The 24185-nt window shown below is 60.1% G+C and carries 20 protein-coding genes; 16 read left to right on the forward strand and 4 right to left on the reverse strand.

Annotated elements, in window-relative coordinates:
* The first annotated feature begins 39 nt into the window (after positions 1-39).
* Genes AC1RDQ_RS07820 through AC1RDQ_RS07830 form a run of 3 tightly spaced genes read left to right on the forward strand, consistent with a single transcriptional unit; the run spans position 40 to position 2831 of the window.
* A complete protein-coding gene (locus AC1RDQ_RS07820; RefSeq protein WP_057715144.1) occupies positions 40-981 on the forward strand; it encodes a Rieske 2Fe-2S domain-containing protein in 942 nt (313 codons plus the stop codon).
* Positions 982-998: 17 nt separating this feature from the next.
* Complete coding sequence (locus tag AC1RDQ_RS07825; protein WP_020798268.1) at positions 999-2027, forward strand: aromatic ring-hydroxylating oxygenase subunit alpha; 1029 nt, start codon at positions 999-1001, stop codon at positions 2025-2027.
* Positions 2028-2051: 24 nt separating this feature from the next.
* Positions 2052-2831 (forward strand): SDR family oxidoreductase, encoded by a 780-nt coding sequence (locus AC1RDQ_RS07830; protein WP_057715143.1) that lies wholly within the window; start codon positions 2052-2054, stop codon positions 2829-2831.
* Here AC1RDQ_RS07830 and AC1RDQ_RS07835 read toward each other — a convergent pair.
* On the reverse strand, positions 2828-3223 hold the full coding sequence (locus tag AC1RDQ_RS07835) for a VOC family protein (protein ID WP_237749997.1): 396 nt from the start codon (positions 3221-3223) through the stop codon (positions 2828-2830). The genes AC1RDQ_RS07830 and AC1RDQ_RS07835 overlap by 4 nt on opposite strands.
* Positions 3224-3424: 201 nt before the next feature.
* On the opposite strand from AC1RDQ_RS07835, the gene AC1RDQ_RS07840 reads away from it, so the two are divergent.
* Genes AC1RDQ_RS07840 through AC1RDQ_RS07860 form a run of 5 tightly spaced genes read left to right on the forward strand, consistent with a single transcriptional unit; the run spans position 3425 to position 9600 of the window.
* Positions 3425-5662, forward strand: a complete 2238-nt coding sequence (locus AC1RDQ_RS07840) for a CoA transferase (RefSeq protein WP_057715142.1) — start codon at positions 3425-3427, stop codon at positions 5660-5662.
* A gap of 50 nt (positions 5663-5712) precedes the next feature.
* Positions 5713-6450, forward strand: a complete 738-nt coding sequence (locus tag AC1RDQ_RS07845; protein WP_057715141.1) for an SDR family NAD(P)-dependent oxidoreductase — start codon at positions 5713-5715, stop codon at positions 6448-6450.
* A gap of 24 nt (positions 6451-6474) precedes the next feature.
* Complete coding sequence (locus AC1RDQ_RS07850) at positions 6475-7770, forward strand: acyl-CoA dehydrogenase family protein (protein WP_057715140.1); 1296 nt, start codon at positions 6475-6477, stop codon at positions 7768-7770.
* Positions 7767-8819, forward strand: a complete 1053-nt coding sequence (locus AC1RDQ_RS07855) for a phosphotransferase family protein (RefSeq protein ID WP_057715139.1) — start codon at positions 7767-7769, stop codon at positions 8817-8819. The genes AC1RDQ_RS07850 and AC1RDQ_RS07855 overlap by 4 nt, the downstream gene beginning before the upstream one ends.
* A 25-nt stretch (positions 8820-8844) precedes the next feature.
* On the forward strand, positions 8845-9600 hold the full coding sequence (locus AC1RDQ_RS07860) for an SDR family NAD(P)-dependent oxidoreductase (protein ID WP_057715138.1): 756 nt from the start codon (positions 8845-8847) through the stop codon (positions 9598-9600).
* 39 nt (positions 9601-9639) lie between these two features.
* Here AC1RDQ_RS07860 and folE read toward each other — a convergent pair whose 3' ends face one another.
* Both folE and AC1RDQ_RS07870 read right to left on the reverse strand, forming a co-directional pair.
* Positions 9640-10197, reverse strand: a complete 558-nt coding sequence (gene folE / locus AC1RDQ_RS07865) for a GTP cyclohydrolase I FolE (protein WP_057715137.1) — start codon at positions 10195-10197, stop codon at positions 9640-9642.
* Positions 10198-10258: 61 nt separating this feature from the next.
* Complete coding sequence (locus AC1RDQ_RS07870; protein ID WP_057715136.1) at positions 10259-13822, reverse strand: indolepyruvate ferredoxin oxidoreductase family protein; 3564 nt, start codon at positions 13820-13822, stop codon at positions 10259-10261.
* A 322-nt stretch (positions 13823-14144) separates the two neighbouring features.
* On the opposite strand from AC1RDQ_RS07870, the gene AC1RDQ_RS07875 reads away from it, so the two are divergent.
* The 8 genes from AC1RDQ_RS07875 (at position 14145) to AC1RDQ_RS07910 (ending at position 23163) form a co-directional block, all read left to right on the forward strand.
* On the forward strand, positions 14145-15815 hold the full coding sequence (locus AC1RDQ_RS07875; RefSeq protein ID WP_020798258.1) for a DUF1302 domain-containing protein: 1671 nt from the start codon (positions 14145-14147) through the stop codon (positions 15813-15815).
* A gap of 66 nt (positions 15816-15881) precedes the next feature.
* On the forward strand, positions 15882-17234 hold the full coding sequence (locus AC1RDQ_RS07880; RefSeq protein WP_057715135.1) for a DUF1329 domain-containing protein: 1353 nt from the start codon (positions 15882-15884) through the stop codon (positions 17232-17234).
* Between the two features lie 66 nt (positions 17235-17300).
* Complete coding sequence (locus AC1RDQ_RS07885) at positions 17301-18119, forward strand: SDR family NAD(P)-dependent oxidoreductase (protein ID WP_079246759.1); 819 nt, start codon at positions 17301-17303, stop codon at positions 18117-18119.
* A 33-nt stretch (positions 18120-18152) separates the two neighbouring features.
* On the forward strand, positions 18153-18602 hold the full coding sequence (locus AC1RDQ_RS07890; RefSeq protein WP_057715134.1) for a nuclear transport factor 2 family protein: 450 nt from the start codon (positions 18153-18155) through the stop codon (positions 18600-18602).
* A 37-nt stretch (positions 18603-18639) separates the two neighbouring features.
* Positions 18640-20001 carry a phosphotransferase family protein gene (locus AC1RDQ_RS07895; RefSeq protein ID WP_057715133.1) on the forward strand — a complete coding sequence of 454 codons (1362 nt, stop codon included), beginning with the start codon at positions 18640-18642 and terminating at the stop codon, positions 19999-20001.
* A 59-nt stretch (positions 20002-20060) separates the two neighbouring features.
* Entirely contained in the window at positions 20061-20882 is an 822-nt protein-coding gene (locus AC1RDQ_RS07900) for an SDR family NAD(P)-dependent oxidoreductase (protein ID WP_057715132.1), read from the forward strand.
* Positions 20883-20893: 11 nt separating this feature from the next.
* Entirely contained in the window at positions 20894-22141 is a 1248-nt protein-coding gene (locus AC1RDQ_RS07905; RefSeq protein ID WP_057715131.1) for an MFS transporter, read from the forward strand.
* 95 nt (positions 22142-22236) lie between these two features.
* Entirely contained in the window at positions 22237-23163 is a 927-nt protein-coding gene (locus AC1RDQ_RS07910; protein ID WP_057715130.1) for a quinone oxidoreductase family protein, read from the forward strand.
* Positions 23164-23202: 39 nt separating this feature from the next.
* On the opposite strand, the gene AC1RDQ_RS07915 is transcribed toward AC1RDQ_RS07910, so the two are convergent.
* Positions 23203-24108 carry a helix-turn-helix domain-containing protein gene (locus tag AC1RDQ_RS07915; RefSeq protein ID WP_057715129.1) on the reverse strand — a complete coding sequence of 302 codons (906 nt, stop codon included), beginning with the start codon at positions 24106-24108 and terminating at the stop codon, positions 23203-23205.
* Positions 24109-24185: the final 77 nt, after the last annotated feature.

Consider the following 24185-nt stretch of genomic DNA (forward strand, 5'->3'; position numbering starts at 1 on the left):
AACGCAATTGCCCAAGACCAATAACAAAGAGGCAGCCCGATGATGACCCCAGGCTGGTGGGCCATGGCGCTTTGCGAGGCCGTGAATGATCAAACGCCATTGGCCGTGGCCTTTGCCGGCGAGGAGTTGGTGCTGTTCCGAAACGCGGCCGGCCAAGCCTTTGCCTTGGAAGACCGTTGCCCACATCGGCGGGTGCCGCTGGCTCTGGGGCGAGTCGTCGAGTCCGGCCTGCAATGCGGTTATCACGGCTGGACCTTTGATGGCGCCAGTGGTGGCTGCACGCAGATCCCCAATCTGCATGCCGATGAGCGCGTACCTGCACGTTATGCCGCGCGTGCCTTTGCGGTGCGCGAGGAAAATGGTTTTGTCCATGTGTGGTTGGGTGAGGGGGCACCGCAAGGGGCATTGCCCAGCAGCGATTACCAACCCAGCGGACGCGAATTTACCGGTTCCACTATCGTCAACATGAGTCACGACCAGTACCTGGATGCGATGCTCGACGGTCCGGAATGCTTGCTCGGGTTTCCCCATGTGCGCCTTACCGATTTTTTCCTTGGCGATCTGCGCAGCGAGCAGGGGCGTGTGGTTCTGGAACGAGGTGCGGTATGGAGCACACAAATCCTGCCTTCGCAGTTTGTGGTGGATTACCCCTTGATTGTGCGCACCGCCGTCCCATTGAACGGCGGTACTGTTCGGGTGGATTTGCTGAGCGAAGATGAATTGCCGCTAGTGACGCTGATGATCGCGACCGGTGCCAATCGTCGTGGCACCACCAGCCTGTGTTGGCGTGGCTACGTGCATGAGCAGGTGCCGGCCAGGGCACCGTTGCGCTGGCGAGCAGCACGCCTGCGTAAACAAGCCCCATTCCAGGTGAAAAGCCTGATTGATGGCGCAGCCGTCGCGGCCTTGTTGCAAGCCTCATCCCGTGAACTGCGTGGGTTGCGCCAACCGCGCCTGATTCCCGTCAGCGCAGTCGTCTGAGCACAGGAGTTCCCACCATGCATGCCGTGCCTTCCTCCACCGATACGATCCCTGGCAAAGTGCGGGGTGACTGGACGCCGATCAACTACGACCTGCGTGACACCTGGTTCCCGGTGTCCCATAGCCGCGACCTGAGTGCGCGGCCCATTCGCCGGATCATTCATGCCCAGCCCTATTACCTGTGGCGGGACAACGGGCGCGCGGTGGCTGCCGAGTTTCATCCGCATTTCCCCCAGAAAGAGCTGATACTCACAGCGTTTACCGGGGGACGGGGCTTTTATCCGCTGGTTGAGCGTTACGGCTACATCTGGGTCTGGTACGGCAATCCGGACGCTGCCGACATGCAGTTGCTCCCGCATATTCCGTTTCTACCGCAGGACGGCAGTCTTCCCGGTTACACCCAGCGTACTGTGCGGTTTGATGCGACCTCGGCGCTGTCGGTGGAAAACCTGATTGACCTGACCCATGCCGATTTCCTGCATGCCAATACCATTGGCGACGGTATCAGTGAGTCGGACGTGGTGGAGGTGCAATGGACCTCCGAGACCGTGACCCGCACTCGTACCGTGGCGCAAAAGTCAGTGGCGCCCATCATGCGCTGGGTCGGCGGTGTGCGCGCCAAATACCAGGACTTTCGCGCCGTGCTGCACATTCACTTGCGCAGCAACGTGTGCATCTCCTATCCGCGCTTTCGCCCCGGGTATGACGTGCCCAACCTGCAACCGTTCCTGCCGGTGGGCAAGCATAGATCGCGGTGTGACGTCACCTTCAACACCACCGCTGCACCCGCGCCTTTTCGCTATGTGATGCCGCGCATCAACTACATCATCCAGCCCCAGGACAACTCGGTGGTGCGCCCGCAGAACCAACGTTATTTCGAGGTCGACGAACGTCGTGACTTGCACTCTCGCTTCGATACGCCGGGTACCCGTTATCGCTACCAGATGGAACAGTTGGTCGAACGTCAGCGTGCCGGCCAGTTCGCCTACGGCAGCGACGCTGAACCCGGGCGGGATATCACAGCCTTGCTCGGCATGAACGACTGACACCCACGCACGAGGAGTACTGCAATGGATCTGGGTATTGGTGGGCGTATTGCGGTGGTGTGTGCATCCTCTCGAGGGCTTGGCAAAGCCTGTGCGCTGGCATTGGCGCAGGAGGGCTGCGAGGTGCTGATCAATGGCCGCGATGCCGAGAGCCTGGCCCACACCGCGCAAGATATTTTACGCAGCACGGGTCGACTGCCACGCACCGTGGTGGCCAACCTGTCCACCGCAGCCGGTCGACAGGCGCTGCTGGCCGCGTGTCCGGTGGTGGATATACTGGTGACCAACAACGGAGGCCCGGAACCGGGCCGTCTGGAGGACTGGGACCATGCCGCCTGGTTGGCGGCCATTGAGGCCAATATGCTTTCAGGCATTCTGCTGATTCAGGCAGTGGTCGGCGGGATGCGCGAGCGGGGGTTTGGCCGCATCGTCAATATCACCTCGGCGATGGTCAAGTCGCCACGCTTGCCCCTGGGATTGTCCACGGCGGCGCGTGCAGGGCTCACGGCTTTCTGCAAAGCCCTGTCAGTCGAAGTCGCGCGCGACAACGTGACCATTAACAATCTGCTGCCCGAACGTATTGAAACCGAGCGCCTGCGCTTCATGACCGAGCAGTTGGCCAAGCATCGCCGACTCAGCGTCGAGCAGGCGCGGGTGGAAATGCTCAAGCCAATAGCCGCGCGCCGATTTGGCCAGCCGAGTGAATTTGCAGCGGCCTGTGCGTTTCTTTGTTCGGCTCAGGCCGGCTACATCACCGGGCAAAACCTACAGGTCGACGGCGGCAGTTACTCCGGGTTGATCTAGCCGGCCCGGCGTTCTTTCCAATCGGCTGGCGGCTCTTCGCTGGCGTCAAAGTCGAGTTCGACTTCAACCCCGTTGGGGTCCTGCATGAACAGCTGCCAGGTGCGTTGCGAGCCTGGCGCACGGATGATTTTGAAGCGCACGCCATGCTCGATTAGACGCGTGCACATCGTCTGCAAGCCACTGGCATGAAAGGCCATATGGTCGAGCACGCCACGTCGCGGTTCCGGCATTTGCGCTACGCCCACGACATGCAGCACTGGCTGGTTCCGGGTGTAAAGCCAGAACCCGGGAACCGGGAAGGGCGGGCGTGGCCCCTCAACCAAACCCAGCACCTCAACATAGAAATCCCGTGTCGCCTGCAGTTGGTCAGAGACAATAGTGAAGTGGTCCATGCGCAGGATCATGTCGAGGCCCTTGATTGTGTTATTGAACTGATTATTAACTATTGTTCATATCCGCGCTTATGATTCTATATTCGGAATACTAATCTATATATGAAATTAATTTTCGATGGCTTAGGGTGACGCCATGGATTCGTTCTGCAGCTTTGCTGCAGAACGCTTTGAGCAGAACAAGCCACTGAAAGGTGCTGTATGAGCCAGGCAATCCTTGAAGGCATTCGCGTCATCAGCCTGTGTTCCGGCATTGCCGGTTCAGCCGCGGGCCTGCAACTGTGTGAAGCAGGTGCCGAAGTGGTCATGGTTGAATCACCTGGCAACGCGGCTAGAGACCACCAGGTGCTGTTCGCGGTGCTCAATCGTGGCAAGCGCAGTGTCACCCTTGACCTGGAGAACCCTGCCGATCGCCAGCAGTTGCGGTTGCTACTGGCCAGCGCCGATGTGCTGCTGCACGATTTCACCCCGGCAGAGGCGCAGGCCCATGGTCTGGCAGACGCGCTGCTCGTCGCAGACTTCCCCCGATTGGTTGTCTCTGCGATCAGCGGCTGGCCGCAACGGCACGCGCTGGCGAATGCCATACCACGGGAAACACTGATCCTGGCGCGCCTGGGCCTGTTGGATGAGCAGCCCGCACATCGCCCCGGCCCGGTGTTTGTGCGCATGCCATTCGCCAACTGGCTGGCCTGCTGGCTGTGTGTGGTCGGGGTAATGGCGCGGTTGCTGGCGCGGGACCGTGACGGCTGTGGCGGCATCGCCCATACGAGTCTGGCACAGGCGGCCCTGGTGCCCATGACCATGCATTGGAACCGGGCGCAAACGCCAACCCCAGCCTTCGCCAAGGGCCTGGATAAATACATTCCGATTCCATTGCACCAGTGCGCCGATGGCCGCTGGCTGCATGTGCATTACTCGCCGGACAAATCGCCGTGGATGGCCGCAGCGCTCAGCGAACTGGGCGAAACCGAAGTGACTCGCCTGAATGCGTTATGGCCACCCAGCCATGTGGCGCCCAACTTCGGCGCCAACAAGGCGATTATCGCCACACGACCGGCGCAGGATTGGGTCGAGCATTTCTGGCAGCACGATGTGGCCGCGCAAATCGCCGGCGCCTTTGGCGATATCTACTTCGACGAGCAGGCGCGCCTCAATGGCTATGTGGTTGAAGTTGACGATGTACAACTGGGCAAGACCCTGCAACCGGGTCCGGCCTGGCAGGTGCAGCCACCTGCGCGAGTCGGCGGCAGTGCACCACTGGTTGGTGAAGGGAACGCAGTACTGCCGGGCGCTGATGCATTGCTCCCAGTGCAAGGGCACAAGTGGAGTCCCGCTCCATTGCCACCGCTGCATGGCTTGAAAGTCTTGGATCTGGGCGCCTACCTGGCCGGGCCGTTTGCCTGCATGCTGCTGGCGGACCTGGGCGCCGAGGTCATTAAAATCGAAGCCCCTAAGGGTGACGCCATGCGCCGTCTGGAGCGAATTTTCAGTGGTACCCAGCGGGGCAAATTGGGGGTCGCGCTGCAACTGGGTGATCCGCAAACCGAGCCCGTCGTCGAGACGCTGGCACGCTGGGCCGATGTGGTGCACCACAACATGCGGCTGCCGGCCGCACGCAAACTCAAGGTTGACTACGAGCGTCTCAAAGCACTTAACCCGCAGTTGGTCTATTGCCATGTCAGCGCCTACGGGCCGAACGGCCCGCGTGCGGATTGGCCAGGCTTTGACCAACTGATGCAGGCCTCCTGCGGCTGGGAGGTCGAGCAGGGCGGCGAAGGACAAGCGCCGATGTGGCTGCGTTTTGGCGTGGGTGATTTTTTTGCCGGTTTATCCTCGCTTTATGGCTTGCTACTGGGGTTGTACGAGCGCAACCGCAGCGGCGCCGGGCAAATGGTCAGTTCCTCATTGTTGGGCGCCACGTTGCTGTCGATGAGCGAAGCGGTGGTGCTGGAGGATGGCAGTCTCACGCCTGTCGCCCATATGGACGCGCAACAGACGGGGCTGAATGACGCACACCGTCTGTATCTGTGCAGCGATGCCTGGCTGGCGGTGGCAGCGCTGCAGCCTGATGAAATTCAGCGCTTCACCGCACTGGTGGGCAGTCGTCCCGAGGATTATTTCGCAGGCCTCACCCGGCAGGCGGCACTGGCAGCACTGACTGGCGTGCAGGTTCCTGCGCAGGCCGTGCTGGAGGCGCAGATGGATGCGTTTCTCGACAGCCCCGAACACGCTGCCGCGGGCCTGCATGCCCATTATCCCCATGCGGTGTACGGGGACCTGCAACAGATTGGCGCGTTCTGGGATTTCGGCAATTTGCCGTTGTCGCTGAATCGCCCGCCACCGGCCCTCGGCCAACATACCCGGCAAGTCATGGCAGAGCTCGGCTACACCCGCAGTGAAATTGAGCGCATGGCCTCGGCGGGTCTGGTGGCGCTGTAAAAGCGTGGCTATTGCTCGACAGCATTCATCGACAAGCACAAGGAACACCCATGTACGAGTTGGATTTCAGCGGTAAAACCGTGCTGGTGATCGGCGGTTCCAGTGGCATTGGCAATGGCATTGCACAGAACTTTCGCCAGCGCGGTGCCGAAGTGCATGTCTGGGGCACACGAGCCTCGGCAGCGGCCTATCGAGATTCACCCGACTCTAATCTCGAAGGCCTGCACTACGCCCAGGTCGACGTTGCGGACGCGGCGTTGATTGAAGTCGCCAGCGTGCCCTTCACCCGCCTGGATGTGCTGGTGCAAGCACAAGGCACGGTGCTCTACGACCGTCAGGAATTTCTGACCGAGGGTTTCAAGCGCGTACTCGACGTCAACCTCATCAGCCTGATGGTGTGCGCACAGAAGTTTCACCCGCTGTTGATGCAGGCCAAGGGCTCGATGATCACCGTCAGTTCCGCTGCCGCCTTCCACTCCACGCGTGGCAATCCGGCCTACAACGCTTCGAAAACCGGTGCTTTTGGACTCACTCGCACCCTGGCCGAAGCCTGGGCTCGTGACGGCATCCGGGTCAACGGCATTGCCCCCGGGCTGGTGGAAACCAAGCTGACACGGGTAACCACCAGCAACCCCAAGCGCCTCGAAGGCGCGTTGCGGGCCATTCCTCAAGGGCGCCTGGGCACGCCCCAGGACATGGCCAACGTGGCGCTGTTTCTTGCCTCGCCGCTGGCCAGCTATGTGCTCGGCCAAACCCTGTTGGTCGACGGCGGCATGCTGCTGGCCTGATCGTTATTTACTAGGAGACACACCATGGCCTGGGACTTTCAGACCGACCCCGAGATACAGGCGGAACTGGATTGGATCGAGCAGTTTGTACGTGAGGAAGTCGAGCCCCTCGATCATGTGCTGGGCAGCCCGTGGAATATCCACGATCCGTTGTTCAAGCAGCTGGTCAAGCCGCTGCAAGCGCAGGTGAAGGCACGCAAATTGTGGGCCTGTCACCTGGGACCGGAGCTGGGTGGGGCAGGGTATGGCCAGGTGCGCCTGGCGTTAATCAATGAAATTCTCGGTCGTTCGCTGTTTGGCCCGATTGTGTTTGGCTGCCAGGCCCCAGATTCCGGCAACGGGGAAATCCTCGCCCATTACGGCACCCCGGCGCAGAAGCAGCGCTACCTGCAACCGCTGCTCGATGGCGATATCGTGTCCTGCTTCGCCATGACCGAGCCGCAAGGTGGCGCGGATCCCGCCGTGTTCACCACCGAAGCGGTGCGCGATGGCGATGACTGGCTGCTGAGCGGCGAAAAATGGTTTGCCTCCAATGCCCGCTACGCAGCGTTCTATATCGTGATGGCGGTCACCGATAAAAGCGTATCGGTGTATGAAGGCATGTCTATGTTCATCGTCGCCGCTGACGCGCCCGGGGTTAGCATTATCCGTAACGTCGGTATCGCCGATGACCCAGCCGCCACCCATGCTTATCTGTCATTCGACAGGGTGCGAGTGCCCGCGGGCGACATGCTCGGTGCGCCCGGCCAGGCATTTGTCGTGGCTCAGGTTCGGCTCGGTGGTGGCCGCGTGCACCACGCCATGCGGGTGATTGGTCAGGCGCAAAAAGCCCTTGATGCACTCTGTGAGCGGTCCCTGTCGCGCAGTACCCAGGGCAGCCGTTTGGCGGATAAGCAAATGATCCAGGAAAAAATTGCCGATTCATGGATCGAGCTGGAGCAATTTCGCTTGCTGGTGATGCGCACGGCGTGGCGCATCGATCAGTACCAGGACTACAAGCGAGTGCGCCAGGACATCGCCGCAGTGAAGGCTGTTATGCCCAAGGTGTTGCATGACATCGCCGCCCGCGCCCTGCATGTGCATGGTTCGCTGGGCGTCAGTGAAGAAATGCCCTTTACCGGCTACATCGTGCGCTCCTTCCAGATGGGACTGGCCGATGGGCCAACCGAGGTGCACAAAGTCACGGTTGCCAAACAGCTGCTGCGCGACTATCAGCCCTGCGACGAATTGTTCCCCGATTACCATCGACCCACCGCCGAGGCCCGTGCCCGGGAAAAATACGCCGACGTATTGGCCAGCCTTGGCGAGCGCAATCCATGAACGACTGGCAGGATCTGGTCGACCTCGAGCGCCTGGCCGACTGGATGGATAGTCAAGGCCTGGAGCGCGGCCCCATCGAGGCCCCGATACGTTTGACCGGAGGCACGCAAAACCTGCTGCTGCGCTTTCGGCGCGGTTCGCGTGAATTCGTCCTGCGTCGGCCTTCCAGGGAACTGCGCGAAGTCGGCGGCAAGACGATTGCCCGTGAAGCGCGTTTGCTCAAGGCATTGGCGGGGTCGCAAGTGCCCCATGCCGGTTTGATTGCCGATTGTGCTGACCCAGGCGTTTTGGGCGCCAGTTTCTACTTGATGGAACCAATAGAGGGTTTCAATCCCAACTGCGCGACCGGTTTGCCGGCGCCTCATGCGCAGCAGTCTGAAATGCGCCGGCGCATGGGGCTGGCCATGGTCGATGCGCTGTTGCGCCTGGGCGAAATTGACTACCAGGCGGTGGGGCTGGCGGATTTTGGCCGGCCTGAGGGTTTTCACCAGCGTCAGGTCTCACGCTGGCTGGCGCAGATGGACAGTGTCAAAGACTATCCCGGTTGGCCCGGCGCCAAGGGTCTGCCGGGGCTCGAACGCTTGGCCCAATGGTTAAGCGAGCATTGTCCGCAGCAGTTCCAGGCCGGTATCCAGCACGGTGACTTTCACCTGTCCAATGTCATGTTCCGGCACGACGACGCAGAGCTCGCCGCGGTAGTCGATTGGGAGCTAGCCACCGTCGGTGATCCGTTGCTCGATCTCGCCTGGCTGGTGGTGACCTGGCCCGATGCCGAGGGTCGTGGCGCCGGCACCATCGAAGTGCATCCCTGGGATGGCTTTTGCAGCAGCGATGAATTGGTCGCCCATTACCGCGCCGGCAGCTCACGCTCGTTGGCGGACTTGACCTGGTACCTGGTGTTGGCTGGGTTCAAGCTCGGCATTTTTCTCGAAGTCAGCCACGCACGTGCCTGTGCAGGTAAAGCCTGCAGGGTCACCGGTGAAAAACACCACGCCTCGGCGCTGCGCCTGATCGCTACGGCGTTGCAACGTATCGAGCAACTATCCTGATATATCCAGACAAGAGGAACAGCCCATGCAACTGGCCGGTAAGCGGATCATCGTCACGGGGGGCGCCCGCGGCATTGGCGCGGCAGTGGTCAAGGCGTTTGTGGAAGAGGGTGCCCATGTCGTCAGTCTCGACCTGGGCGAGGCAGCCTCGATAACGGGTGACGGTGGTGGTTGGGCGCACTCGCGAGTCTGTGACATCGCTGACAGCCAATCGGTGGACGCGGCCTTTGCCTGGGCCAGCGAACAGCTCAACGGTCTGGATGTGCTGGTGCATGCCGCGGGCATCGCGCCGAATGCCAGCGCCGACAGCATCACGCTGGACGAGTGGGAAAAGGTCTTTGCGGTCAATACCCGTGGCACTTTCCTGACCAACCGAGCGGCCTATGAGCTGCTCAAGGGCAGCGGCGGGCGCATCATAAATTTCGCCTCTGCCGCAGGCGTACTCGGACAGCCGGGCAAAGCCCATTACGCCGCCAGTAAGGGCGCCGTACTGGCGTGGACGCGCACGGTGGCGCGGGAGTGGGGGCCCTTGGGCATTACCGTCAACGCGATTGCTCCGGCGATGTGGACGCCGATGTACGACGCCACCCGCGCGAGCATGAGCGCCGAGCAATTGCAGCAACACGATGCGTACATGGCCGGCCAAGTACCAATCGGCGGCAAGCTGGGCGAACCGGCCCGGGACCTGGCCCCTGTGCTGGTGTTTCTTGCCGGCGATGGCTCGCGGTTTGTCACCGGTCAGACGCTGGTGATTGACGGCGGGATGATGATGCTCAGTTGAGTGGCAAGCAGTGTGCCTGGGTGAGCCCGGCACACGTGCCTAGCGACCGCGGATCAGCTGCAAAAACTCCTGGCGGGTGTTGTACGACTCGCGGAAGGCGCCGAGCATCACCGAGGTGCTCATCACCGAGTTTTGTTTCTCAACACCGCGCATCATCATGCACATGTGTTTTGCCTCGATCACCACCGCCACCCCGGCGGCATCGGTCACCTGGGCAATGGCGTCGGCAATCTGGCGTGTCAGGTTTTCCTGAATCTGCAAACGCCGGGCGAACATGTCGACAATACGCGCGATTTTCGACAGCCCCAGCACCTTGCCTGTCGGTATATAGGCGACATGGGCTTTGCCAATAAACGGCAGTAAATGATGTTCGCACAGGGAGTAAAGTTCGACGTCCCGGACGATGACCATCTCATCGTTGTCCGATTCAAACAGTGCGCCATTGACGATTTGTTCGAGGCTTTGCTGGTAGCCATGACAGAGGTACTGCATGGCTTTTGCTGCGCGCTTTGGCGTGTCCAACAAGCCTTCACGTTCTGGATTTTCACCTACGCCGTGGAGAATCTCACGGTAATTTCTGGCCAGTTCTTCGTTCATGGTTTGACCTTGTTGAATGAACCAACATCCCGGGCTGCACAATGTTCAGCCCGGGCAAGGCTTACAGTTGAGTGACGGCGATTTTGCTGTTGCTCTGGCTGGCATCATGGAATTGGGCGGTGTTGCCATTGCGCCACTGCTCTAGCAATTGCGCCTGGCGTTGTTGCGCATGGCCGAGGAATCGCTCTTTGACCGGACCATAGCCGCGAACGCTTTCAGGCAATTCCACCAGATCCTGGGCCAGGCCCAGTTTTTGGGTGGTCAAGCCCGCCAGCACTTCGTCGAGGATCTGTTCGTAGTTGGCCAGCCAATTGCGTTCCACCTTGCGCTCATGGGTACGACCGAATGGATCAAGCCAGGTATTACGCAGGAACTTGAGCCTGGCCAGCAGTTTGAAGCCTTGCAGCATCCAGGGGCCGAAGCTGCGTTTTTTCGGTTCACGGCCGGAGCCGTTATCGTTCAGCAGCGGCGGAGCGAGGTGGAAGCGCAGGCGATAGTCGCCTTCGAAGCCAGCCTGGATTTTTTCCAGGAATTGGCCGTCGGTAAACAGACGGGCTACTTCATATTCATCCTTGATGGCCAGCACTTTGAAGTAGTAACGGGCGACGCTTGCCGACAGCTTGCCGGGTTGCCCGAGCAGTGCGGTTTCTGCCTTGATGAATTGCTCGACACGATAGCGGTAGCGTTGGGCATAGGCGTAGTTCTGGTACGCAGTGAGAAACTCCATGCGCCGTGCCAGCGTTTCTTCCAGGCTTTGCGACAGTAAGCGGTCCGGGCTTTGCACCTTGCCGGCTTCCAGTTTGCGTAATACCCGTGGCAGGTCATGGGCGCTGCGCCGACCCCAGTCAAAGGCCGAGAGATTAAAGGGCACCGCCGTGCCGTTCAGTTCGATGGCCTGTAGTAGCGCCGCTTTACCCACCGGCAACCAGCCCTTCTGGTAGGCATAGCCGAGCATGAACGTGTTGGTCGCAATCGAATCACCCATCAGGGCCGTGGCGATTTTGCTTGCGTCGATAAAATCCGCATGCTCAGTGCCCACCGCTTCGGCGATTTGCTCCGACATGTTGCCGGTCTGGAAGGTCGGGTCCGGGTGTTTCAGCAAATCACCAGTTTCCGCCTGCTGGGCGAAGGTACGCACAAAGGCGCTGGTGATGGTTTCTTCGCTGTTGATCAAGGCATGGGTCACGCCATGACGCAGTTTGGATAGGGTTTCGGTGTTGGCGCTGACCACCAGGTCGCAACCGAGTAGAAGGGCGGTTTCACCTTCGGCAATCCGCGGTGCAAACAACTGTTCCTGGTGCGCGGCAATGCGAATGTGCGACCACACCGCACCGCCTTTTTGTGCCATGCCGGCCATGTCCAGATTGAGCGTGCCTTTGCCTTCGATGAACGCCGCCATTCCCAGCAGGGCGCCGATGGTCACCACGCCCGTACCGCCCACGCCAGTGACCAGGATGCTATATGGTTCTTCCAGCGCTACGGTCGCGGGCGTCGGCAAATCCCACACGTCATTCTTCGCGGAGGCCAGGGCTTTGGGTTTGCGCAAGGTGCCACCTTCGACCGTGACAAAACTCGGGCAAAAGCCGTTGAGGCAGGTGAAGTCTTTGTTGCAGGAAGACTGGTCAATTTCACGCTTGCGGCCGTACTCGGTTTCCACCGCCACCACCGACATGCAGTTGGACTTGCTGCTGCAATCGCCACAGCCTTCACATACTGCTTCGTTGATCACGACTCGACGTGCAGGGTCCGGGAATTTGCCGCGTTTACGCCGCCGACGTTTTTCCGCGGCACAGGTCTGGTCATAGATGATTGCCGACACCCCCTGGAACTGGCGCAACTGTTCCTGCACTTCGTCCATTTTGTCGCGACGCAGCACCGGCACGCCGTCTGCCAGATCACGGATGTGCTGATATTTCTCGACATCGTCACTGACGACCACAATACGTTGCACGCCCTCGGCCGCGAGCTGTCGGCTGATCTGCGCAACGCTGAGGCTGCCGTCCACAGGCTGTCCGCCGGTCATGGCCACGGCATCGTTGTAGAGAATCTTGTAGGTGATTTGCACCTTGGCCGCGATGGCGGCCCGAATCGCGAGAATGCCGGAGTGGAAATAGGTGCCGTCGCCCAGGTTGGCGAAGACATGCCGGGTCTTGGTGAAAGGTGCCTGGCCGATCCATGCCACGCCTTCGCCGCCCATCTGGCTGAACGTCTGGGTCTGCGGGTAGATCCATGCCGCCATGTAGTGGCAACCGATACCGGCCAGCGCACGACTACCCTGCGGGACCTTGGTCGAGGTGTTGTGCGGGCAACCGGAACAGTAGTGGGGCACGCGTTCCATCAGGTTGCTGAACTGGCCTTTGCTGGCCAGTTGTGCGTCCAGTACCGCCAGGCTCACTTGCAGCGGACCATTCTGATGCAGGTGCAAAATACGCTTGGCCAACGCACGGGCGATCATTGCCGGGGTCAGGTCATTGGTCGCCGGCAGCAACCAGCCGGTGTGCGGCAGGCTCCATTCGCCTTTATCGTCAAACTTGCCGACGATGCGCGGGCGTACGTCTTCGCGCCAGTTGTAGAGTTCTTCCTTGAGCTGGTACTCGATCATGTGGCGTTTTTCTTCGACCACCACGATTTCTTCCAGGCCCTCGGCAAACTGGCGCACGCCTTCGGCTTCCAGCGGCCAGACCATACCGACCTTGTACACGCGCAGGCCGATCTGCTGTGCGAGGGTTTCATCGATACCAAGGATTTTCAGCGCCTGGCACACGTCGAGGTACGATTTTCCGGAAGTGATGATGCCGATGCGCGCTTTCGGTGAGTCCATCACGATACGGTCGAGACGGTTGACCCGGGCGTAGGCGAGGGCGGCATACAGCTTGTGTTCCAGCAGGCGTTGTTCCTGCGCCAGGGGCGGGTCAGGCCAACGGATATTCAAGCCGCCTTCGGGCAACGGGATATCCGGAATGATCGGTTGTACGCGATGAATGTCGATGTCGACCACGGCCGCGCTTTCCACGGTATCGGCCACCGCCTTGAGCGCAACCCAGCAACCGGAGTACCTCGACATGGCCCAGCCGTGCATGCCGTAGTCGAGGTATTCCTGCACGCCCGATGGCGCCAGCACCGGCATCATGACCGCTTTGAAAATGTGCTCGGTCTGATGCGGCAGGGAGGAGGAACGGGCGCCGTGGTCATCACCGGCAATCGCCAGCACACCGCCGAATTGTGAGGTGCCGGCAGCGTTGGCGTGACGGAACACATCGCCGCAGCGGTCCACGCCCGGGCCCTTGCCGTACCACATGCCGAACACGCCGTCGTAGGTCGCGCCTTCGAAGATATTGACCTGCTGGGTACCCCAGATCGAGGTGGCGGCGAGATCTTCGTTCATGCCCGGATGGAACACCGTGTGGTGTTCCTTGAGATAGTCGCGGGCCTTCCACAAAGCCTGATCAAAACCACCCAGCGGCGAGCCACGGTAGCCGGAAATAAACCCGGCGGTATTCAGACCATTGGCCAGATCGCGCTGGCGCTGCATCAGAGGCAGGCGCACCAGCGCCTGAATCCCGGTGAGTAAAACTTTTCCGCTGTGCTGGATGTATTTGTCATCCAGAGACGGGGACGCACTCATGCTCATCCTCCAGGCTTTATTGTCATGGCGGCGCCAGGAGAGCGGCGTTGCCTAGTTATTGGCCGGAGTCTAGGGAGGGGGGGTGTGGATCGTAAAATCACAAAAACAGCGGGGTGGTATTGGATATTTGAATACCGGAATGTTCTTTGGCATTTGATCAATATCAAATGCATTTCAGCAATGCTCCCAATCGTTGTGCCCAAACCTCCCTGTCCCGTTTACTTCAGCCATACCGAAGCCCTCAGGCCAGCGCTCTTCGGCGCGGTTGAAACGGCCCGGCACTTCGGCTGCCAATAACAAAAAGAATGGGAAGGGAGTGTTGATGATCGACGCAAAACCAAAGCCGTTAAGCCTGGCCATCTGGCTCAGTGTGATCGGGTGTGTCTTGTCCGTTGGCAACAGTCGGGCTGCCGAGTTCGATACCGGCAATCCGGACCTCACCGCGCGCTGGGACAACACCGTTCGCTACAACGTCGGCGTGCGAGCTGAGGGGCGTGACAATGCCTTGGCCAACAACGCCACCTACGACGAGTCTGATTCCAAGTTTGATAAAGGCGATGTGGTGACCAATCGCGTCGACCTGATGAGCGAAATGGAGGTGGCCTACAAGAAGTACAACGGCTTTCGCATCAGCGGCGCTGCCTGGTACGACCAGGCGTACGAAGACACCGATGTCGAAACCAGCGATGGCAACGTCTTCTACCCCGGCGCATTTCCGGGTAAGAGTACGCCGAGCTATACCAACGGCCATTACTCCAACTTTACCAAGCGCTACCACCGCGGACCCAGCGGCGAATTGCTGGACGCCTTTGCGTTTACCCGCTTCGACCTTGGCGACATCCCGGTCAGCGTGCGTGCCGGCCGGCACACCGTGTATTGGGGCAATGGCCTGTTGATTGCCGGGCATGCCATTTCCTACTCACAAGCACCGCTGGATGGGCGCAAGGCCGTGAGTAACCCCGGCACCGAGACGCGCGAAATCTTCCTGCCGTTGACGCAGATTTCCACCCAGGCGCAGGTCACCGACAAGTTGTCGCTGGCGGCGCAATATTTCTTCGAATGGGACACTACTCGTGCGCCTGAGGGCGGCACTTACCTGGCCTCCGCCGACATCGCACTGGAAGGCCCGGACCGCTTGCCGTTGTTCAGTGGTTTCACACGGCCATTGATCGATCCGCTCAAGCCCAAGGACGAGGGCAACTGGGGCGTGATGGGTACCTACAGCTTCGACTATCTGCACTCGGAAGTCAGCCTGTACTACCGCGAGTTCGATGATTACAACCCGTGGGGCCTGCAAGTGGCGCCGACTTTCGCCCGCTACGTTTACGCCAACAACGTCAAGCTTTATGGCCTGGGTTACTCCGCAGGACCGGTACTGGGTGGCGGCTCCGTGGGGGTAGACCTGTCGTATCGCCAGAACACTTCCCTGATCTCCAGCAACATCAGCACCGTCGACAACGAGGGCGCCCGAGGTGATACCTGGCACCTGGTGGTCAACAGCCTTTGGTTGCTGCCGCGTACCAATTACTTCGACACCGGCAGCCTGATCACCGAAATGGCGTTCAGTCACGTGGAAAAGGTGACAGAGCATGAAGAGCTGTTCAAGGGCGAAGGCTACCGCGGCTGCCCGGCGGGGCAGGACAAACACTTCGGCTGCGCCACCGACAACTATGTCGGCCTTGCCGTTAGCTTTGCGCCGCAGTGGCTGGGGGTGTTCCCCGGTTGGAATATTTCTACCCCGATGAGCGTGGATTACGGTGTCAGCGGCAATGCCGCCACAGGGGGAGGCAACGAAGGCAAATACACCTGGAAGGCCGGCGTGAAGGGCACCTACGACGAGCGCATGGACGTGACGCTGTCTTATATCGGCTACGGCAGCGAACGCCATTACGCCGATGTCAATGGCGTAGGAAAAACCGTCGTCGGCGGTTCCGGCGACGTTGGACTGTCCGACCGTAACTGGGTCTCCCTGACCGTCAGCACAGCGTTCTAAACCGCCCCTGAAATGCAATGCAGTGATCACCGGGCTCGGTGATCACCCATCTGAATGGAGAAGGTCATGAAGATTAATTCTTGTGCGATAGGCCTCGTAGCCATCGCTTTGGCGGGGTCGGCGGTGGCTGATGAGAGCTTTACCACAGCCGACCTGGGCGGCAAGCTCACGGCGTTTGGTTCGATTGTCGATGGCAACGCGGCGGGCACTATTCCGGCTTACGACGGTGGTCTGAAAGTCCCTGCCGGTATGGTGCCTGGCGATGGGACCTGGCCGAACCCGTTTGCCAATGAAAAGCCACGCTTGCGCATTACCGCAAGCAACGCGGACCAGTACGCTGAGCAGATGACGGCCGGGCAGATGAAGTTGCTCAAAAAGTACCCCGACACTTATTACCTTGAGGTGTACCCCACCCACCGGACCGCTACCTTTCCAGCAAACTTCCTGGCAGCTACCCAGCGCAACGCCACCCGCAAAGACTGCAAAACCGAGAACGATGGCCTGTCGATCAGCGAAGCGTGCCGTGGCGGCCTGCCTTTCCCGCTGCCGCGCGATGGCCGCGAGGTGATGTGGAACTACATCCTCAACTATCAGGGCGTGAATGGCTGGGACTGGAACCACAGTGCCTATGTGGTCAATGAGGGCCACATCACGCTGACCAACACCAACCGTTCCACCGGCGAAAAACCTTTCTATCAAATGGATGTGCCAGGGCGTGATCCGAAAATCGCCCAGCGTATCTGGTCGCACGTCGTCGCGCCGGCCCGTACGGCCGGGCAGGCATCCGGGTATTGGGATTACCTCGACCCGGTCACCGACTCCCGCTACGCCTGGAGCTACAGCACCGGCCAGCGGCGTGTACGCAAGGCTCCGGAGTTCAACTACGACACACCTAACTCGGCGTTCGGCGGGGTAGCGTTCTACGACGAAATCTTCCTGTTCTCCGGGAAGATGGACCGCTTTGACTGGAAGTTGGTGGGCAAGAAGGAAATGCTGATTCCCTACAGCAACTACACGCTGAAATGGGGTTGTGACATGGAGAAAAAACTCATGCCCAACCACATCAATCCGGCCTGTGAACGCTGGGAGCTGCACCGTGTCTGGGTGGTAGAAGCCACGCGCAAGGACGGCGTGCGCCACGCGCAGAAAAAACGCCGCTACTACATCGACGAAGACACCTTCGGCGCGGCTGTCTACGACGCCTGGGACGACAGTGGCGCGCTGTTCCGTACCGGCTCGCAGTACAACATCGAGGCCTACGGCATCCCCAACAATCCGCAACAGGACTCCTACTCGCTGTACGACTTTACCCGTGATCAGTACGGCATGTTCGGTAATGGCCCTACACGCTACCGCCAGGAGCCGGTCGCCGAGCGTGAAGCCAACCCGCAGACCATCGCTGGTGGTCAAACCCGCTGACATCGTGCGCCCTTTTCGGCGTTCACCTCGGACGCCGATTTTTTTCTTCGTTCCCGAGACCTGTTTATGAGCGAGATTCTGAAACGCCTGGACGGCAAAGTCTGCGTGATCACTGGCGCGGGCAGCGGCATTGGCCGCGCTTCGGCACTGCGTTTTGCCAGGGAAGGCGCCACCGTGGTGGTTACCGATCTTTTCGCCGAATCGGCGCAGGCCGTGGCGGCCGAGATCGGCGTCAATGCCCTGGTATTGCAAGTGGATGTCGGCCAGGAAGACGCCCTGCGGGAGATGGTTGAACAGACCGTCCGGACCTTCGGCCGTATCGACGTGCTGTTCAATAATGCGGTGTACCGCAACCCGGCCACCACCCGCGATATCGACTTCATCAACTTCAACACCGAGCTGTTCCACAACTGCATGCGGGTCAATGTGTTGGGCGGAGTGTTGGCGTGCAAATACGCCTTGCCGCACATGCTCGCCCAGGGCAGCGGCTCGATTCTGTTCACCTCGTCCACCAGCTCGATTGCTGGCGAAATCTCCCAGTTCAGCTACGGCGCCTCCAAGGCCGCGCTCAATTGGTACGTGCAAACCATTGCCGCGACCTTTGGTAAACGCGGCATTCGTTGCAACGGCATTTTGCCGGGGGTGATTCGCACACCGGCCATGGAAAGCTGGGCCAACGAGGCCATGAAAAGCGCTTTTCTCGACCTGCAAAACGTACCGCAGCTGGGCGAGCCGGAAGACATCGCCGCCATGGCCGCATTTCTTGCCAGCGACGACGCCGCCTATGTCAACGGCACTTTGATGCGCGTAGACGGCGGTATGAGTTGTGGTACGCCGATGGTGCCGGTGGTGCGCAATTTCCTGCTGCCCCAAGCCTCGATCTGATCCCGATCAATTCACTGCACTGGAGCCCGTTTCATGGCACTCGAACAGGAACGCTTCATCCTCGACATGCTGGCCGCCTGGGGCGATGGCAGCGACGGCAGGCGCCCGGATATCGAACGCATCATGGCCACTTTTGCCGACGACGCTGTCTGGCAACTTTGGGTCCCCGGTGGTCCGGTGATCCGTGGTCGTGACGCGCTGCGCAAGGAGATAGAGCGGCAGATGAGTTATGTCACGCATAACCACTGCAACACGCGCCACATCGTCTCTTCCGAGCGAGTGGTAATGACCGAACGTGAGGATTACTGCGTAAACAACGGTGTGCCCATGCCGCACTCGATGGTGGCGGTCTATGAGCTGGACGAGCATGGCCTTATCTGTGCCTGGCGCGAATATCTGGACACCGCCGACCTGGCGAAGAAAAAGGGCGTGCCGCTGGAGCTTGTGGGCGGGCCGAACGCTGGTGTTGTCAGCAGCCATTGATAGCAGCGCTGGACATCAGCGCCTGGAGGAGACACCTATGCCAACAACAAGTGCGACCTGTGATCCGGTCGAAGAAAAACTGCGGGCCTTTGTCGAAGGGCTGCTGGGTGGGAAGGTCACGGCCATGCAGCGTCTGCTGCGCTGGCGCCCGGCCTGGAACCTTGAGCTGCAACGCGATGGCGAAACCCTTCAGTTGCATATTCGGGGCGAGCGCGGTGGGGATGTCAGTCCATTCCCGGATCTGCGTCGGGAGGCGGATATTCTCTCCCTGCTCGGTCAGCAAGGCGTGCCCGTACCGCATATCTACGGCTTTTGCGAAGACCCGCAAGCCATCCTGATGCAGTTGGTGCCGGGTAGCCGTGACGTCAGTACGGCGAAGAGCGATGCCGAACGTCACGGGGTTGCACGCCAATGGGTCGATGCCATGGCGCGTATGCACCAATTGCCGTTGCAACCCTTTATCGATCAGGGTATCAGCCTGCCCAAAAGTGCCGAGGAAATTACACTGGCAGGTCTGGAAGCCTATTACCCGTTGTATGCGCGTAATAAAACCAAGCCTCAGCCTCTGGCCGAATTCGCCCTCGGTTGGCTGCGGCGCAATGTGCCACAGCACCGAACCCGTCCTGCTTTCGTTCAGTACGATTCGGGGCAGTTTCTGTTCGAGAACGGACAGGTACATGGCCTCTACGATTTTGAGTTCGCCATGATCGGTGATCCTCTGGCCGACCTGGCTTCGGCGCGCATGCGCGACAACTACGAACCGCTCGGAGACAGTTTTGCGGCCTTGTATCGCTACTATCAACAAGTGACCGGTGAACCGGCGGAGCCTGATGTGGTGCGTTACCACACCGCGCTCTTCGCCACGGTCAGCACCATGCAGTTCTCGGCGTCGGTGGCCACGCCACAACCGGGTGACCCGCATGACACCTACACCGAATTTGATATCGCCCTGCGCCGGGTGGTGGTGCATGCGCTGGCCGAGGCCATGGGTGTTCCCCTGCAAAAACCGAATCTGGACATTGTCGGCACAGGACCCAATGCACAGCTGCTGACCATGCTGACCGATGCCTTGGCCCAAGTTGAGGTTGGCAGCGATTTCCAGAAAACCAAACTGCGCGCAGTAAGCAAACTTGTGGAATACCTGGGCCGTGGCGATGCCATGGAGTTGCACTTGCGCAAGCTGGAGCAACAGGACGCGCAAGCGCTGCTGGACCGCACCTTCAGTGACTACAGCGAGATCGATGCAGCGCTGGAAGCCTTTGTCAAAAGCGCCGGGCCGGAATACGACGAACCCTTGCTGCACCTGTTCATGGCGCAAATCGAGCGGCGCGTCCTGGTCTATGGCAGCACCGCCATTGGCGCCTCCGCCAGCCACATCGACCTGCCGCCAGTCGCCTGATGCGATGAAGCCTTCTTCGCCCGGTGGCTGGCCGCCGGGCCTTTGTTCTCGGAGTGTTTATGTCTGTTGCTAATAACGCCTTCAAACATCGGTATGGCCCGTGGGCAGTGATCGCGGGTGCCTCGCATGGGGTGGGCGCCGCATTTGCCCATGCACTCGCCGAGCGTGGCCTTAACTGTGTGCTGGTGGCGCGCCGTGGCGAAGCCCTGGCGCTGTTGAAAAATGATCTGGAGCAACGTTACGACGTTGAGGTGTTGCTGCTCATCCAGGACCTGTCCCATCCCGATGCCTGTGAGCAATTGCTGGCGGCCGTTGGTAAGCGGCAAGTCGGCCTGTTTATCTACAACGCCGGGGGCGACCCCTACATCACGCGTTTTCTCGATACTTCGGTCGACGACTGGGGCGCCTTGCTGCGCCTCAACTGCCTGACTGTGATGCAATGCAGCCATGCCTTCGGTGCCGCAATGCTGGAACGCGGGCGAGGTGGATTGCTGCTGGTGGGGTCCCAAGCCGCGTTGGGCGGGATTCGAAAACTGGCGATGTACACCGCCACCAAAGGATTTGCGCTGAACCTCGGCGAGTCGTTATGGGCGGAGTGGAAAGATCGTGGTGTGGATGTGCTTAACCTGGTCATCGGTACCGTGGACACCCCAACCATGCGCGATGCCATGGTCAAACTGAACATCCCCGACGCCCTCACAATGACGCTGCCCAAGGCTGAAGACCTGGCGCTATTGGCGCTTCAGGAACTGGGCAATGGCCCGACGCTGATACACCCCGAAGACACCCGCGAACCGCTTGCCAATGCACCTGGCCCGGCACGCCGTGCACAGGTGTTGAGCCAGAGCACGCAAGCGGCTGTGTTTATCGGCAACGACTGAGGTCTAACACGATGAAAGGCTTTGATAACGCAGAATTCAAACGCGGTTGGAGGGTGCTGATTCTGGCACTTGTGGGTGTCGCCACCAGTTCCAGTTCGTTGCTGCTGTACAGCTTCAGCTCCCTGGTAATTCCCCTGGAACAGGCCATGGGCTGGGGCAGGGCGGAGTTACAAGCGGCGATCACCGCACTGTCTCTGGGCACCATTGTCGCGTCGCAATTGGCCGGCTGGCTCAATTTGCGATATGGCCTGCGCCTGATCACGTTGCTGTCACTGTTGGCGTTGTCCGTGAGCGTCTTCCTCCTGACCTGTATCGGTGGCTCGATCTGGACTCTCTACCTGGGTTTTTTCCTGGTGCCGCTGGCCGGGCTGGGTACGTTGCAGGTGACCTGGTCACACTTGGTCAACCTGTGGTTTGAGGAAAACCGAGGCCTGGCGTTGGCGATCATCCTCAGCGGCTCCGGGCTCGCGGCCATCATGCTGCCGCTGATCACCGCCTGGGCGATCGGCCGCTGGAATTGGCAGGCGGGTTTTATCGCATTGGGCGTGTTGCCGGTGCTGCTGGCATTGCCTTTGGCATTGCGCTGGTTAATGCCGACCGCTGTCGTCAGCCACAGCACAGCACCACTTGCGGTCACCGGCGAACGGTCCGGCGGGTTGCTGTTGCGCGAGGCGCTGCGTTCGTGGCGGTTCTGGGTGTGCAACCTGTCGATGACATTGGTGGTGTCCTGCGTGGTGGGCATGGTCACCAATATCGTGCCATTGTTGCAGGATCGAGGCCTGAGCGCCCTGCAGGCCAGCCAGGTTTTCAGCAGCTTTGGCGTATCTCTGATTCTCGGCCGGTTGCTGGTGGGATATCTGATTGACCGGTTGTGGGCCCCCGGTGTCGCCTCTTTGGCGCTGCTGATGCCGGCATTTGCCTGCGGCATTTTTGTATATGGCGACTCCAGCATTGCCCTGTACACCCTCGCCACATTGCTGGTGGGCGTTGGTGCGGGGGCCGAATTCGATATCGCGGCATTCCTGATCGCCCGCTACTTCGGCATGCGCGACTACGGTCGCTTGTTCGGTGCCCATCTGGGCCTGATTACCGCCGGTGCCGCGATCTCGCCATTGCTGTTTGCGGGGCTGTTCAAGCTGACCGGTGGCTACTCGGCCATGCTGTTGTTCAGTTTTATCTGCTTTGTCGTCGGCCCCTTGCTTCTCCTGACGCTGGGTGGGTATCCGCGTTATCAGGCCGAGTCATTGGCGACCCGCTAGCAGAATTTCAAGCTAAACATATGGACAAATAATTGAATTGTGTTCAACTACCGCTCTAAGTGCAGCCTTAAAATAAAACAGACAAGGAGAATGCCATGCGTGCAGCAATTATTTCCGAGCGCAATGCGCTGCCGGTCGTCGAGGAGTTTCGTGAGCCGAAGCCGCAAGACGGCGCGGTACTGATCGATGTCGATACCGCTGGCCTGGGGGGCTGGGATGTACTCGGCGCCTACCGTCTCGGTGTGGAATACCCCTGTGTCATTCGCGGCGAAGGCGTAGGCCGTGCGCCGGATGGCCGTCGGGTGTATTTCGGGGAACGCTCGGTGCTGCCATTTGGTGCCTGGGCAGAGCGCACCCTGGTGCCGCAAGCAGAAGTGTGGAATGTGCCGGACGATGTCGACGATAAAACCGCAATCAGCATGGGCATTGCGGCTACCGGTGCCATCGTTCCACTGGAAAAAGCCGAGATCCAGAAGGGTGAAAAAGTCCTGATTTTGGGCGCGACCGGGACGCTCGGCCAGATCGCCTTGCAACTGGCGCGCGGTATGGGGGCGGGCAAGGTGATCGGTGCTGCGCGCTCGGGCGAAGCATTGGGCCGTCTGAAGTCGCGGGGTCTTGCCGATGAGGTGGTGACACTAGGCGGTAGCGATGATGTCGCAGCACTCAAGGACGCGGCCGATGGTGGCTTTGACGTGGTGCTGGACCTGGTGTGCGGTCAACCCATGTTGACGTCTCTGAAAGCCACCAATTGGGGCGCCCGTATCGTGACCATTGGCACGGGGGCCGGGCGCCAGCTCAATCTGGATATTGCCGATCTATTGTTCCGCAACCTGTCGTGCATCGGCACCGGCCAGCGCCCGCCAGCAGACCGTGAGCAAATCTGGCTGCGTCTGCTGAAGATCGCCAAAGAGCAGCAGATCCAGGTGGATTACCTTGACTTCACCCTGGATCAGGCAGCTGAAGCCTGGGCCGCGCAGGTCGATGGGCCACACGCAAAAATCACTGCCACGATTCGTCGTTGAAACCCCTGTCGCTAAAAGGTGCCCTTGTCCGGGTGCCTTTTAGCGCTGGCGCTGATGGCGAAACTCTTCGGGTGTAAGGCCGAGTTCTTTGCGGAATGCGGCACTGAAGGCTGCGGCATTGTTGAAGCCGGCCTGATAGGCAACCTGTTTTATCAGTAACCGTGGGTCGGCCAACAGCGCCATGGCTTTTCGCAGGCGATGTTGCGCTGCGTATTGGCGCAAGGTCATGCCCGTCGTGTTTTTGCAGCGACTGGACAGCGTTCGCAACGGCAGCTCGCAGGCCTGTGCCAAGTGGCGTAGCGAGTGGCCTTCGTCGCTCGTGGTATCGAGCAGTTCACGCAGGATGTTGAATTGGCGAGGGCTGAGTTTTTCAGTGTCGGGTGAGGGAACGACGGCATCGACGGGAGCGTCGATAAACTCACGGCGCAGGTCCAGGGCAATGCTGGTTAGCAGGCACTCGGTTTGCAGTTCGCTGGCGAAACCGGGATTGCTCACCTCTTCGGCCAGGCGTTGCAGGGACGCGTGCAGGTAGCCGCTCTGCAGGTCAAGCATGGCTTCGCTGACGTTCTCCTTCCAGTTCCAGCGATAACTGCCCAGGGCGCCGAGGGCGGAGGGATCAAACAGGCACACCAGGGCCTTTTGCTTGCAGGCATCGTGGCGTAGATGGAATTCGGTGCCATGGGGAATGAACAGCAGTTTGCCCAAGGGCTGGAATTGACGCGCGCCGTGGCTGGGGAAACTGCCGCAGTTAGGCTTGCTCTGATCACTGGCAGGCAGCATCAGGCGTATCAGGCAACTGTTGCCGGTTTCAATCAGGGCCGTGCCGGAGCACGACCATTGCGCCTGTTCAACGCGCAGATCGAAGCCTTGTTTGGCCAGTGAAGCTTCGGTCAGAAAATTGCCTGACGCTTCACAGTCGTACTCGCTGTAGTGGATCGCGTTCATTTTTCAACCTTCAGCCATTTTTATTGTTGGTGCTGAAATTCGAAGGGTGGCGTTACGGCAAAGCAGCTACCCGGTCT

The sequence above is a fragment of the Pseudomonas sp. GW823-FHT02E01 genome (assembly GCF_058797535.1).

Excerpts from the sequence above, each read along its gene's own strand:
- AC1RDQ_RS07910 (WP_057715130.1), top strand. The coding sequence starts at position 22,237 with ATGCGTGCAGCAATTATTTCCGAGCGCAATGCGCTGCCGGTCGTCGAG.
- AC1RDQ_RS07820 (WP_057715144.1), top strand. The coding sequence starts at position 40 with ATGATGACCCCAGGCTGGTGGGCCATGGCGCTTTGCGAGGCCGTGAAT.
- AC1RDQ_RS07825 (WP_020798268.1), top strand. The coding sequence starts at position 999 with ATGCATGCCGTGCCTTCCTCCACCGATACGATCCCTGGCAAAGTGCGG.
- AC1RDQ_RS07895 (WP_057715133.1), top strand. The coding sequence starts at position 18,640 with ATGCCAACAACAAGTGCGACCTGTGATCCGGTCGAAGAAAAACTGCGG.
- AC1RDQ_RS07905 (WP_057715131.1), top strand. The coding sequence starts at position 20,894 with ATGAAAGGCTTTGATAACGCAGAATTCAAACGCGGTTGGAGGGTGCTG.
- AC1RDQ_RS07890 (WP_057715134.1), top strand. The coding sequence starts at position 18,153 with ATGGCACTCGAACAGGAACGCTTCATCCTCGACATGCTGGCCGCCTGG.
- AC1RDQ_RS07870 (WP_057715136.1), bottom strand. The coding sequence starts at position 13,822 with ATGAGTGCGTCCCCGTCTCTGGATGACAAATACATCCAGCACAGCGGA.
- AC1RDQ_RS07860 (WP_057715138.1), top strand. The coding sequence starts at position 8,845 with ATGCAACTGGCCGGTAAGCGGATCATCGTCACGGGGGGCGCCCGCGGC.
- AC1RDQ_RS07830 (WP_057715143.1), top strand. The coding sequence starts at position 2,052 with ATGGATCTGGGTATTGGTGGGCGTATTGCGGTGGTGTGTGCATCCTCT.
- AC1RDQ_RS07835 (WP_237749997.1), bottom strand. The coding sequence starts at position 3,223 with ATGGACCACTTCACTATTGTCTCTGACCAACTGCAGGCGACACGGGAT.
- folE (WP_057715137.1), bottom strand. The coding sequence starts at position 10,197 with ATGAACGAAGAACTGGCCAGAAATTACCGTGAGATTCTCCACGGCGTA.
- AC1RDQ_RS07850 (WP_057715140.1), top strand. The coding sequence starts at position 6,475 with ATGGCCTGGGACTTTCAGACCGACCCCGAGATACAGGCGGAACTGGAT.
- AC1RDQ_RS07845 (WP_057715141.1), top strand. The coding sequence starts at position 5,713 with ATGTACGAGTTGGATTTCAGCGGTAAAACCGTGCTGGTGATCGGCGGT.
- AC1RDQ_RS07900 (WP_057715132.1), top strand. The coding sequence starts at position 20,061 with ATGTCTGTTGCTAATAACGCCTTCAAACATCGGTATGGCCCGTGGGCA.
- AC1RDQ_RS07880 (WP_057715135.1), top strand. The coding sequence starts at position 15,882 with ATGAAGATTAATTCTTGTGCGATAGGCCTCGTAGCCATCGCTTTGGCG.
- AC1RDQ_RS07875 (WP_020798258.1), top strand. The coding sequence starts at position 14,145 with ATGATCGACGCAAAACCAAAGCCGTTAAGCCTGGCCATCTGGCTCAGT.
- AC1RDQ_RS07885 (WP_079246759.1), top strand. The coding sequence starts at position 17,301 with ATGAGCGAGATTCTGAAACGCCTGGACGGCAAAGTCTGCGTGATCACT.
- AC1RDQ_RS07915 (WP_057715129.1), bottom strand. The coding sequence starts at position 24,108 with ATGAACGCGATCCACTACAGCGAGTACGACTGTGAAGCGTCAGGCAAT.
- AC1RDQ_RS07855 (WP_057715139.1), top strand. The coding sequence starts at position 7,767 with ATGAACGACTGGCAGGATCTGGTCGACCTCGAGCGCCTGGCCGACTGG.
- AC1RDQ_RS07840 (WP_057715142.1), top strand. The coding sequence starts at position 3,425 with ATGAGCCAGGCAATCCTTGAAGGCATTCGCGTCATCAGCCTGTGTTCC.